This is a genomic window from Serratia sp. CY84636 (assembly GCF_052166245.1).
Lineage (GTDB): Bacteria > Pseudomonadota > Gammaproteobacteria > Enterobacterales > Enterobacteriaceae > Serratia > Serratia nevei.
The window spans coordinates 103,303-115,333 of record NZ_JBJNOX010000006.1; the positions used below are offsets into that span (position 1 = coordinate 103,303).

The window sequence follows — 12,031 nt, forward strand, 5'->3', positions numbered from 1 at the left end:
CGGCTTATGCTTCGATCAGTTCGGCCAGTCTTGCATACTGCTTCTCAACCATACTCCACCCTTTATCGAGTACGGCTTTGACACGCTGGAATTGTTCTTCGGTCATCCCCTTGAAGAACGCTTTATCCACTTCTTGATGATCGCCATCGAATTCGGAGTGATCCTCGAAATGGTTCTGTTTGCTCGGATCGAACACGTGTTTGATGTTGTTATAGAACACGAAAGCCGAACCTTCGATGACAAAGTGCACCAGGATAGCCTGTTCCAGATTATCCAGCGTGATCATCTGGTGGTTGAACCAGATGCACAGTGCTTCAAAGATCGCGTCTTCGCGAACCTGGAGGTTGTCGCGGCTGTTGCGCAGCACCTCGTCATGGCCGAATTCTTCTTTCAGATGTTCACTGAAGAAACGCGAGAAGCGAACGTCTTCACACAGTGCGCTACGCAGCAGCACCATTTTTTGGAACTGATCGGACAGGATCTGCAGGTAGTCCAGGAACAAGGATTTTTTCGCCTCGGAGAACGTTTTATCCTTGGCGAATGCGGTAAAGATCGGGTTGTCCTGGTAGCGCTCGATGTAGCGGGCGTTATGCGCTTTAAGCTGATGGTAGTAAGCGTAGGGATCTTGATCGAAAGTCACCAGCGGCTTGCTGGGATCTTCATAGAGCCCGCGCTCCTCAAACTGGATTGACAGCCCCCAGTAGCCGTTGTCGCCTGCGCCGATGAAGCCGTGATCCGCGCCTGGCGGAATGCAGATGACATCGCCTGGAACGGCCCGGCGGTCAACGCCGTCTCCCAGCAGGATCGCTTCCCCTTCACAAATGATATACAGCGAAGATATTGGATGAACATGCACATCCAGCTTTTCGTTTTTCGCCAGACGCACCCAGCTTACTGCCAGGCGTGCCCGTTCGGGAATAAAGCGGTTCATTTCCTCATTGGCGCGGAAATTCTTCACTTCGCCCAAAAGCTTCTCAATCCCGTTTTCCTTAATGCTTTTTATGGTTTCCATGTCAGCACGGTGGTACAGGGAAAACACGGGCTTACGGTCGTATTCAGTTACATGGCTCATTAAGACATTACTCATCTAAGTCAATAAAAAGGATAAATAAAAAGAGAAAAAGAGCGCGCTGCATTCGATCGACGGCGACAATAGCACGGGCTATCACCGAGCGGATGTGATCGGGGTCAAGCTTTGTAATTAATACGTTAATTTTGTTAAAGCTTGTGGCGTGTAAAAATGCGATGGATTGAGTTTTTTCCTTGCTAATATTTATTTGTAAGCTATGAGTTAAATATTTTTTGTTTAAAAACATATTTTTATTTTTTGTGTGGTGATGTGGGTGGCGGGTTGGATGAATGTGAAGAGAAAGTTATCTGTGAAGATTTGATTCTATTTTGCGCGGTTGAACGAAAAAATCAGGCGGGCGCGAGAAAAGAAAAAGGCCGGTGATTAACCGGCCTTTCGTCAGACGATGCTGCGTGGCTGCCTTAGGTTTCCTGCAGACCCAGCTTCTTCTCCAGATAGTGGATATTGGTGCCACCGTGCTGGAAGTTTTCGTCGTTCATGATCTTCTGCTGCAGCTCAACGTTGGTTTTGATGCCATCGATGATCAGTTCAGCCAGGGCGTTCTTCATGCGGGCAATCGCCACGTCACGGTTTTCGCCGAAGGTGATCAGTTTGCCGATCATGGAGTCATAGTACGGCGGTACGGTATAACCGGCGTAGATATGAGATTCCCAACGCACGCCGAAACCGCCTGGCGCGTGGAAGCGGGTGATCTTGCCCGGGCTCGGCAGGAAGGTGTTCGGATCTTCGGCGTTGATACGGCATTCTACCGCGTGGCCGTGGATCTTCACTTCTTCCTGTTTGATCGACAGTGGTTGACCGGCAGCGATGCGCAGCTGTTCTTTGATCAGATCCACGCCGGTGATCATTTCGGTAACCGGGTGCTCGACCTGAATACGGGTGTTCATTTCGATGAAATAGAACTCGCCGTTTTCATACAGGAACTCGAAGGTACCCGCACCGCGGTAGCCGATTTCCACGCAGGCTTTCGAGCAGCGCTCGCCGATGTAACGGCGCATTTCGCTGGTGATGCCCGGTGCCGGCGCTTCTTCGACCACTTTCTGGTGGCGGCGCTGCATGGAGCAGTCGCGCTCGGCCAGATAGATGGCGTTGCCCTGGCCGTCGGCCAATACCTGAATCTCGATGTGGCGCGGATTCTCCAGGTATTTTTCCATGTACACCATGTCGTTGTTGAAAGCCGCTTTGGCTTCCGCTTTCGTCATGTTGATGGACTGCTCAAGGTCTTTGTCGCTGCGCACGACGCGCATGCCGCGACCGCCGCCGCCGCCGGACGCCTTGATGATCACCGGATAACCGATGCGCTTGGCGAAGGCACGGTTTTTATCCATGTCGTCGGTCAGCGGGCCGTCGGAGCCAGGTACGCAAGGCACACCGGCTTTCTTCATGGCGTTGATCGCGGAAACCTTGTCGCCCATCAGGCGGATGGTTTCGGCTTTCGGGCCGATGAAGATGAAGCCGGAGCGTTCAACCTGCTCGGCGAAGTCGGCGTTCTCGGACAGGAAGCCGTAGCCCGGGTGGATCGCCACGGCGCCGGTGATTTCCGCCGCCGAGATGATGGCCGGGATGTTCAGGTAGCTTTTTACCGATGGCGCAGGACCGATGCAGACGGTCTCGTCGGCCAGCAGCACGTGTTTCAGATCGCGGTCGGCCGCGGAGTGAACCGCAACGGTCTTGATGCCCAGTTCTTTACAGGCACGCAGGATGCGAAGCGCGATCTCGCCGCGGTTGGCGATAACAATTTTATCAAGCATGGGGGCGCCTCGTTATTCGATGACGACCAGCGGCTCGTCATATTCGACCGGCTGGCCGTTTTCCACCAGGATGGCTTTCACGACGCCGGACTTGTCCGCTTCGATCTGGTTCATCATTTTCATGGCTTCAACGATACACAGGGTATCGCCGGCGTTCACTTTCTGGCCCACTTCCACGAAGGCTTTCGCGTCCGGGCTTGGGGTGCGGTAGAAGGTGCCTACCATTGGCGAACGAACGACGTGGCCACTCATGGCCGCCGGTGCCGCCGGGGTTTCTGCCGCAGGTGCGGTAGCAACGGCGGCAGCCAGGGCCGGCTGCTGCTGTGCCGGCATCGCATAGGCCTGCTGCATGACAGGGTAAGCCTGCGCCGGTGCGGCACGGCTGATGCGAACCGATTCTTCGCCTTCAGAGATTTCCAGTTCAGAAATGCCTGATTCTTCAACCAGTTCGATCAGTTTCTTGATTTTACGAATATCCATGAGTGTGATTCCGTACTCTTTTTGTGGAGCAATTAGTGGGTTTTCGACAGACGGTTAACCGCTGCCTGTAAAGCGAAAGCGTAGCCATCCGCGCCGAGGCCGCAAATCACGCCTACCGCCACGTCTGAGAGATAGGAGTGATGGCGGAAAGGTTCGCGGGCGTGCACGTTGGACAGGTGGATCTCGATGAACGGGATCTGCACCGCCAGCAACGCATCGCGCAGCGCCACGCTGGTATGCGTGAACGCCGCCGGGTTTATCAGAATGAAATCGGTGTTGCCGCGCGCCTGATGAATGCGATCGATCAGCTGATGCTCGGCGTTGGATTGCAGATGGCTCAGGGTAATATCCAATGCGGATGCCTGGTTTTCCAATCCGTTAACAATCTCTGTCAGCGTCGTGCTGCCGTACTTCTCCGGCTCACGCGTCCCCAGCAGATTGAGATTGGGGCCGTTCAGAAGCAAAATGTGAAACTTATCCGCCATTGTGCTGGTATCTCCGGCAATAAAACCATCATCGTAGAAAATAACCCGATGTTATCGATTTGTCACCTGTTAAGGGGCCAATTCACCCTGAGAACAGAAACAAGGTCGGGCATTATAACGATATCGTAGCAATTCGCAGCTAAATACTGGTCTTATCAGCGAAGATATTCAACCCCAAATCGACGAACTCGGGGATCCGTGACAGGAATATGAGCGCTGGAACACAGAAAAAGTTCCGGCCGGCGGCGCGTGTTTTTCAACGACAATAACGCGCGCCGCCGCGTGATTCAGCGCCACCAGGCGCGGAATTTCTTGTAACGCAGGCCCAATAGCGCCACCGCCAGCAGCGCGTAGATGAACGGCTGGGGGGAAAACGTTTTGACCGACCACAGGTAGTGGATGGGGGCGAGGATCGCTGCCAGATAGACGAAGTTGTGCAACATTTGCCATTTGGCGCCCAGTTTGCGCATCGCCCACAGCGTCGAGGTGGCCGCCAGCGCCAGCAGGATCAGCCAGGTGAGGATGCCGAGTGTCAGGTAAGGTCGGTTCACCAACTCGCTGCCCAGCAGGCCGAGGTTGCTCAGCCCCAGCTCCAACGTGGAGTAGCTTATCAGGTGCAGCGTGCCCCAGGCAAAGCACCACAGCCCCACCAGACGGCGGCAGCGGATTAGCAGTGGCTGGCGGGCGTAGCGCGCCAGCGGGGCGATCATCAGCGTGGCCAGCAGCAGTTTCAGCGTCATCCTGCCGGTAAAATGTTGGATGTCCTTGGACGGATCGGCGCTGAACCAGCCCTGATCTACCGCCAGCACCAACCACAGAAAGGGCAAAAACGCCGCCAGATGCAGGGCGGCTTTCAGCCATTTGATATGAACAGGCGTCAGGCGCACTTAGAAATTCTCCCGCAAATCCATGCCGCGATACAGCGACGCCACCTGATCGGCATAGCCGTTGAACAGCTGCGTCGGTTGGCGTTTGACGTCGAGAATGCCGCCGGAGCCGATGAAACGCTCGGTGGCCTGCGACCAGCGTGGATGATCGACGTGCGGGTTCACGTTGGCATAAAAACCGTACTCGTTCGGCGCGGATTGGTTCCAGGTGGTCGGCGGCTGATCGCGCACCAGACGGATATGCACGATCGATTTGATGCCTTTGAAGCCGTATTTCCACGGTGTGATCAGCCGCAGCGGCGCGCCGTTTTGCGGCGGCAGGGTTTTGCCGTACACGCCGACGGTCAGCAGCGCCAGCGGATGCATCGCCTCGTCCAGCCGCAGCCCTTCGACGTAGGGGTATTTCAGGCCGCCGCCGATAAAGCGATCTTTCTGGCCGGGCATCTGCTCCGGATCGTACAGCGTCTGGAAGGCCACGTAGCGTGCGTTGCTGTTCGGCTCGGCCAGCTTGAGAAGCTTGCCCAGTTCGAAACCGATCCACGGCACCACCATCGACCAGGCCTCGACGCAGCGCATGCGGTAAATGCGCTGTTCCAGCGGGAAACGCTTCATCAGATCGTCGATATCCAGCGTTATCGGCTTCGCCACTTCGCCGTCGATGCGCACTTTCCAGCCTTCGGTTTTCAGCCCGCCGGCGTTGGCGGCCGGATCGGCTTTGTCGAGGCCGAATTCATAGAAGTTGTTGTAGCCGGTGACCTTGTCTTCCGGCGTCATTGCCAGCTGCGCCTGCCAGGCGGCCGGCTTGCTGAATTCCAGCGCTTTGCCCGGCGGCGCCTTGGGGCGATCGTTGCCTTTGAACCACGACAGCAGGTCCGCCCGTGCGCCGGTAGGCAGCGCCAGCGTAGCGGCGGTGATGCCGAGCGCCTGCAGCACTTTGCGCCGCTGGTGGAACACGCTCTCCGGCGTGACGTCGGCCTCGGTCAATTTCGGGTGTTTGTTCATGCTTATGTTCTCCGCGACTGATTCCCGCCGCCTGCGAGCGGCTAACGGGTCTCCATGAAATAAGCATGGCGCTAAAGCCGGCCGGAAGCGAGGGGACGCGGGAAAATATGAAATTTCGCAGAAGCGGGTGAACCCCCGTTGCCGGGGGGAGAAGGTCAGCGGATTTTCACCAGGGTGCGGCCGGTGATTTGGTTGTTCAGCAGCGCGGCGGCGGTGGCCGGCGCCTGCTCGAGTGTGATTTCATGCGTGGCCTGCTGATAGAAGCTGTCCGGCAGAATACCGGCCAGCCGCTCCCAGGCGGTTTGGCGGCGGTGCAGCGGCGTATGTACCGAATCCACGCCCTGCAGACGCACGTTGCGCAGAATGAACGGCATCACGGTGGTCGGCAGCTGATAACCGCCCGCCAGGCCGCAGGCGGCGACGGTGCCGTTATAGTTCATCTGCGCCAGCACCCGCGCCAGCAGTTTGTCGCCGACGGTGTCCACCGCGCCGGCCCACAGCTGTTTCTCCAGCGGGCGCGGCGTGTCGATATAGCCATCGCGCGACATCACCTCTTTGGCGCCGAGCGCTTTCAGGTACTCGGTATTGCTGTCGCGGCCGCTGATGGCGGTCACCCGATAGCCCAACGCCGCCAGCAGGGCGATGGCGGTGCTGCCCACGCCGCCGCTGGCGCCGGTAACCAGAATATCGCCGTCGTCCGGGTGCACGCCGCCTTCCTCCAGCGCCATGACGCACAGCATGGCGGTAAAGCCGGCGGTGCCGATGATCATCGCCTTGCGCTCATCCAGGCCGTTCGGCAGCGGTACCAGCCATTCGCCCGAGACGCGCGCCTGCTCGGCCAGGCCGCCCCAGTGATGTTCACCCACGCCCCAGCCGGTGAGCACCACGCTTTGCCCCTCTTTGAAGCGATCGTCGCGGCTGTGGCGCACGGTGCCGGCGAAGTCGATGCCCGGCACCATCGGGAAGTTGCGCACGATCTTGCCTTTGCCGGTGATCGCCAGCGCATCCTTATAATTTAGGCTGGACCAGTTGATGTCGACGGTGACATCGCCTTCCGGCAACCGGTCGCTGCCGATATCTTTGATTTGAGCCAGAGTTTGGTCGTCTTGTTGTTCCAATAACAGTGCACGCATGTCACTCTTCCTCTCGTTTACACTTTTCTATCAATGGCTGAATCACATTTATTTGACTATATGCATAATAAGCGGCCCAAGTCCTGATAAAGGACAAAAACGGCGCTTGCAGGTTTAATTCTTCAGCAAGGCTTGTTAGGGTTGGACGGCCCCTTTTAGCTAAAGGGTGAACACTCACTTAACCATAGCGGACAAGGCACAGGGATGCGATTTACCACCAAACTCTCTGCATTGATCACTCTGTTGGTCGCGCTGGCGATGTTTTTGATGCTGATGGGATGCTCATACAGCTTCTTTTACGTTACCCAGGATCGCCAGGAGCGTCGCTTTGATTCGCTGGTTACCTCTCTCGATCAGACCATGTTGCACGAATCGCCGCGCGATCAGGAGAAATGGTTGCCGATCGTCATGCGCCCGCTCGGCATCGTGTCGATCCGCGTAGAGGCCGGCACCAGCCAGTTTCTCAACTATAAATTGCCGACGCTGAAAAAAGAGCCCTGGGATACGCTGAACGGCTATCGTCAGGTCTCGCGCCCCCTGTTGCAACATCCGGGCAGCACGCTGTACATCACTTACCTCGATCCCTTCGCCAGCGACGTGCGCACGTTGCAGTCCACCGCCGCCGTCACGCTGTCGATCGTCGTCATGGTGGTGGTTTTGCTGTTCAGCCTGCGCTGGTTGCGTGAGCAGGCCGACGGTGAAGATCGCCTGGAACGCCGCGCGCGGCGCATTCTGAACGGCGAGCGTGAAAACGTCATGCAGGGCGACGTGCGTGAGTGGCCGGCCAACGTCAGCGGCGCGCTCGATCGCCTGCTGGCCGATCTGGCGGAAGCGCGGGAAGAGCGCAGCCGGGTCGATACGCTGATCCGCGCCTTCGCCGCGCAGGACGCCAAAACCGGGCTGAATAATCGCCTGTTCTTCGATAATCAATTGACCACTCAGCTGGAAGACGAAGGTTCGCACGGCATCGTGATGATGGTGCGGCTGCCCGATTTCGAGACCCTGCGCGACACGCACGGCAGCGTGGCGGTCCAGGAGCTGATGTATTCGCTGGTTAACCTGCTGTCTACCTTTGTGATGCGCTACCCCTCGGCGCTGCTGGCGCGCTATTTCCACAGCGATTTTACCGTGCTGTTGCCGCATCGAACCCTGAAGGAGGCCGACGGCATCGCGTCACAGCTGGTCAACGCCATCGATGCCTTGCCTTCCACGGCGCTGATCGATCGTGAGGCCTTCCTGCACATCGGCATCGTGGCGTACCGCAGCGGGCAAACCACGGAGCAGGTGATCGATTACGCGGAGCAGGCGACGCGCCACGCGACGCTGCAGGGAGAAAACGGCTGGTATGTGTACGACAGCCAGGTGCCGGAAAAGGGGCGCGGCAGCGTCAAGTGGCGCACGTTGCTGGAACAGGTACTGGCGCGCGGCGGCCCGCGGCTGTATCAGAAACCGGCGGTGACCGTGGCAGGCGAGGTACACCATCTTGAGATCATGAGCCGGATTTATGACGGCTCCCAGGAGTTGTTGCCGGCGGAATATATGCCGCTGGTGCAGCAGCTGGGGTTGGCGGAGAGTTACGATCGCCAACAGGTGAGCCGCATCATCCCCTTGCTGGCGCAATGGCCTGAGGAAACGCTGGCGTTTCCGCTGTGCGTCGACTCGATTTTGCAGCGTTCTTTCCAGCGCTGGCTGCGCGATACGCTGTTGCAGTGCGAAAAAAGTCAGCGTAGGCGAATTCTGATTGAACTTGCGGAGGCAGATGTGTGTCAACATATCGACCGTTTGCGTCCGGTACTGAAGTTGCTGTCAGGGCTGGGCTGCCGCCTCGCGGTGTCCAAAGCGGGTTTAACCGTGGTCAGTACGTCCTATATCAAGTCGTTGCAGGTGGAGATCGTCAAGCTCCACCCGGGGCTGGTGCGGAGCATCGATAAGCGGGACGAAAATCAGCTGTTCGTGCAGAGCCTGACGGGCGCCTGCGCGGGCACGCACGCGCAGGTGTTCGCCGCCAGCGTACGCACGCGCAACGAGTGGCAGACGCTGAAAGAGCGTGGTATCCACGGCGGGCAGGGCGACTTTTTCGCATCGCCGGAACCGATCGACGTGGGGCGTAAAAAATATTCACGTCGTTATCGTGTTTAAGCTGATTGCCGGACAAAAATTGACGTAGAATGAGTGCCGGATCCATCTGGGCCATGTCACCCGTCATTTTGGAGTTTTCTCCAATCTGCCTGCGACAACGACGCCTATTTGAGATAGGCTCTTGTCAGCTTTTATCTGGTTGACGTTGGTAGGTGCTTACCATCGGCGGCAATCAGGGAATATGTTAGATTTTATGAGCTGTGTTACGCCGTTTCGTGCGTTGACAGGGTGGTAAACTGAGCCTTTGTTCAGGGAATTCAGGCCTCATCCAATTTCCGTGCATTCGAGCAGAAACAATACAGACTATTTTTCACCGAAGTAGAACGTTTTTGCGCCTTGTCGCTGCTTCGTGTGGTTGGTAAAGTAGGCGGATTTTATTTTCCGCCCCCAGCTTGCAGGATTATCCTTTCGTTATGTTTAAGAAATTTCGTGGCATGTTTTCCAACGACTTGTCCATCGACTTGGGTACCGCCAATACCCTGATTTATGTTAAAGGGCAAGGCATCGTACTGAATGAACCTTCGGTGGTTGCCATTCGCCAGGATCGTGCCGGCTCCCCAAAGAGCGTAGCGGCCGTCGGTCATGACGCCAAACAGATGCTGGGCCGCACCCCCGGTAACATCGCGGCTATTCGCCCGATGAAAGACGGCGTGATCGCCGACTTCTTCGTGACCGAAAAAATGCTGCAGCACTTTATCAAACAGGTTCACAGCAACAGCTTCATGCGCCCAAGCCCGCGCGTGCTGGTCTGTGTGCCGGTCGGCGCAACCCAGGTTGAACGCCGCGCTATCCGCGAGTCCGCCCAAGGGGCCGGCGCGCGTGAAGTGTTCCTGATTGAAGAGCCGATGGCGGCGGCGATCGGCGCAGGCCTGCCGGTTTCCGAAGCGACCGGTTCCATGGTGGTGGATATCGGTGGCGGTACCACGGAAGTGGCGGTGATCTCGCTGAACGGCGTGGTGTACTCCTCTTCCGTGCGCATCGGCGGCGACCGCTTCGATGAAGCCATCATCAATTATGTGCGCCGTAACTACGGCTCGCTGATCGGCGAAGCGACCGCCGAGCGCATCAAGCACGAAATCGGTTCTGCCTATCCGGGCGACGAAGTGCGCGAAATCGAAGTCCGCGGCCGTAACCTGGCCGAAGGCGTACCGCGCGGCTTTACCCTGAACTCCAATGAAATCCTCGAAGCCCTGCAAGAGCCGCTGACCGGCATCGTCAGCGCGGTGATGGTTGCGCTGGAGCAGTGCCCGCCAGAATTGGCCTCCGACATTTCCGAACGTGGTATGGTCTTGACCGGCGGCGGCGCGCTGCTGCGCAACCTCGATCGTCTGCTGATGGAAGAAACCGGTATTCCGGTCGTGGTGGCGGAAGATCCGTTGACCTGCGTAGCGCGCGGTGGCGGCAAGGCGTTGGAAATGATCGACATGCACGGCGGCGATTTGTTCAGCGAAGAATAGTCAGCCCCTGGAAGGAGGAATCGTATCGGATGAATGCGCACAGCGAAAATCGGGTACGGTTCCTCTTTCTGTTGTCGAGGAACTCGCATAATTTATGAAGCCGATTTTTAGCAGGGGGCCTTCCCTGCAACTGCGACTTTTTTTGGCGGTGATCGCGGCCATTGGCCTGATCGTTGCTGACAGCCGGCTCGGCACGTTCGTGAAGATACGCAACTACATGGACACCGCAGTCAGCCCTTTCTATTTTCTGGCCAACGGGCCGCGTAAAGTTTTGGACAGCGTGTCAGAAACGCTGGCCACCCGCCAACAGCTGGAGCTGGAAAACCGAGCTCTGCGGCAGGAACTGCTGCTGAAAAACAGCGATATTCTTCTTCTTGGCCAATTCAAGCAGGAAAACGCCCGCTTGCGCGAGCTGCTGGGTTCTCCGCTGCGCCAGGACGAACACAAGATGGTGACCCAGGTGATCTCCACCGGTTCCGATCCCTACAGCGATCAGGTGGTGATCGACAAAGGGTCGGACAACGGCGTCTATGAAGGCCAGCCGGTGATCAGCGACAAAGGCGTGGTCGGTCAGGTGGTGGCGGTGGCGAAAGTCACCAGCCGCGTGCTGCTGATCTGCGATGCCTCGCACGCGCTGCCGATCCAGGTGCTGCGCAACGATATTCGGGTGATCGCCGCAGGCAGCGGCTGCGCCGACGATCTGCAGCTGGAACACCTGCCGAACAACACCGATATCCGCGTTGGCGACGTGCTGGTGACCTCCGGCCTCGGCGGCCGTTTCCCGGAAGGCTATCCGGTGGCGGTGGTCTCCTCGGTCAAGGTCGACAACCAGCGCGCTTACACCGTGATTCAGGCGCGGCCGACCGCCGGTCTTCAGCGCTTGCGCTACCTGCTGCTGCTGTGGGGCGCCGATCGCAACGGCGACATGCCGCTGCCGCCGGACGAAGTGCACCGCGTGGCCAATGAACGCCTGATGCAGATGATGCCGCAGGTGCTGCCGCCTGCCGGTTCGGTCGGGCCTCAGCTGCCGGCTCCGGCTCCGGCTACCGGCGTGGCGCCGCAAACCGCCGCTCCGGCGTCTGCCCAGCCTGCTGCGGCGGGAGTGGTGCAATGAACAGCTACCGCAGCCACGGGCGCTGGATAATCTGGCTGTCGTTCCTGGTGGCGTTGGTGCTGCAAATCATGCCGTGGCCGGAGCAAATCTACATGTTCCGGCCTTCCTGGCTGGTGTTGATCCTGATCTACTGGGTAATGGCCTTGCCGCACCGGGTCAACGTCGGCACCGGCTTCGTGCTGGGGCTGATCATGGATCTGATCCTCGGCTCCACGCTGGGCGTGCGCGCGCTGGCGCTGGGTATCATCGCCTACCTGGTGGCGTTCAAATTCCAACTGTTCCGCAATATGGCGCTGTGGCAACAGGCGCTGATCGTCGTGCTGCTGTCGCTGTCGATGGACGTGGTGGTGTTCTGGGCTGAGTTTTTAGTGATCAACGTCTCTTTCCGCCCAGAGGTGTTCTGGAGTAGTGTGGTAAACGGCATTTTGTGGCCGTGGTTGTTCCTGTTGATGCGCAAAATCCGCCGTCAGTTCGCCGTACAGTAAGGGTATCT

11 protein-coding genes are annotated in these 12,031 nt (G+C 58.0%); 4 read left to right on the plus strand and 7 right to left on the minus strand.

The features are described 5' to 3' along the window. Positions 1-4: 4 nt before the first annotated feature. The 7 genes from ACJ8QI_RS17490 to acuI all read right to left on the minus strand — a co-directional run bounded on the left by ACJ8QI_RS17490 (position 5) and on the right by acuI (position 6,828). Entirely contained in the window at positions 5-1,072 is a 1,068-nt protein-coding gene (locus ACJ8QI_RS17490; protein WP_033631991.1) for a cupin domain-containing protein, read from the minus strand. Positions 1,073-1,491: 419 nt separating this feature from the next. Then, complete coding sequence (gene accC, locus ACJ8QI_RS17495) at positions 1,492-2,841, minus strand: acetyl-CoA carboxylase biotin carboxylase subunit (protein WP_004936886.1); 1,350 nt, start codon at positions 2,839-2,841, stop codon at positions 1,492-1,494. Between the two features lie 12 nt (positions 2,842-2,853). Continuing rightward, on the minus strand, positions 2,854-3,321 hold the full coding sequence (gene accB / locus ACJ8QI_RS17500) for an acetyl-CoA carboxylase biotin carboxyl carrier protein (RefSeq protein ID WP_038879746.1): 468 nt from the start codon (positions 3,319-3,321) through the stop codon (positions 2,854-2,856). Positions 3,322-3,353: 32 nt separating this feature from the next. Further along, entirely contained in the window at positions 3,354-3,806 is a 453-nt protein-coding gene (gene aroQ / locus ACJ8QI_RS17505; protein ID WP_004936891.1) for a type II 3-dehydroquinate dehydratase, read from the minus strand. 287 nt (positions 3,807-4,093) lie between these two features. Beyond that, a complete protein-coding gene (gene msrQ / locus ACJ8QI_RS17510) occupies positions 4,094-4,693 on the minus strand; it encodes a protein-methionine-sulfoxide reductase heme-binding subunit MsrQ (protein ID WP_047729766.1) in 600 nt (199 codons plus the stop codon). Next, positions 4,694-5,695 carry a protein-methionine-sulfoxide reductase catalytic subunit MsrP gene (msrP, locus tag ACJ8QI_RS17515; protein WP_442532872.1) on the minus strand — a complete coding sequence of 334 codons (1,002 nt, stop codon included), beginning with the start codon at positions 5,693-5,695 and terminating at the stop codon, positions 4,694-4,696. A 155-nt stretch (positions 5,696-5,850) separates the two neighbouring features. Continuing rightward, positions 5,851-6,828: an acrylyl-CoA reductase (NADPH) gene (gene acuI / locus ACJ8QI_RS17520; RefSeq protein WP_102985337.1), complete on the minus strand. Its 978-nt coding sequence runs from the start codon at positions 6,826-6,828 to the stop codon at positions 5,851-5,853. A 204-nt stretch (positions 6,829-7,032) separates the two neighbouring features. Between acuI and csrD the strand changes: the two genes are divergently transcribed. The 4 genes from csrD to mreD all read left to right on the plus strand — a co-directional run bounded on the left by csrD (position 7,033) and on the right by mreD (position 12,023). After that, on the plus strand, positions 7,033-8,967 hold the full coding sequence (gene csrD / locus ACJ8QI_RS17525) for an RNase E specificity factor CsrD (protein WP_442532873.1): 1,935 nt from the start codon (positions 7,033-7,035) through the stop codon (positions 8,965-8,967). Positions 8,968-9,380: 413 nt separating this feature from the next. Beyond that, complete coding sequence (gene mreB / locus ACJ8QI_RS17530; RefSeq protein WP_003855260.1) at positions 9,381-10,424, plus strand: rod shape-determining protein MreB; 1,044 nt, start codon at positions 9,381-9,383, stop codon at positions 10,422-10,424. Between the two features lie 94 nt (positions 10,425-10,518). Next, the gene (mreC, locus tag ACJ8QI_RS17535) at positions 10,519-11,538 is read left to right on the plus strand and encodes a rod shape-determining protein MreC (RefSeq protein ID WP_442532874.1); all 1,020 of its coding nucleotides are present in this window, start codon (positions 10,519-10,521) and stop codon (positions 11,536-11,538) included. After that, positions 11,535-12,023: a rod shape-determining protein MreD gene (gene mreD, locus ACJ8QI_RS17540; RefSeq protein ID WP_004936918.1), complete on the plus strand. Its 489-nt coding sequence runs from the start codon at positions 11,535-11,537 to the stop codon at positions 12,021-12,023. Before mreC ends, mreD begins: the two co-directional genes overlap by 4 nt. Positions 12,024-12,031: the final 8 nt, after the last annotated feature.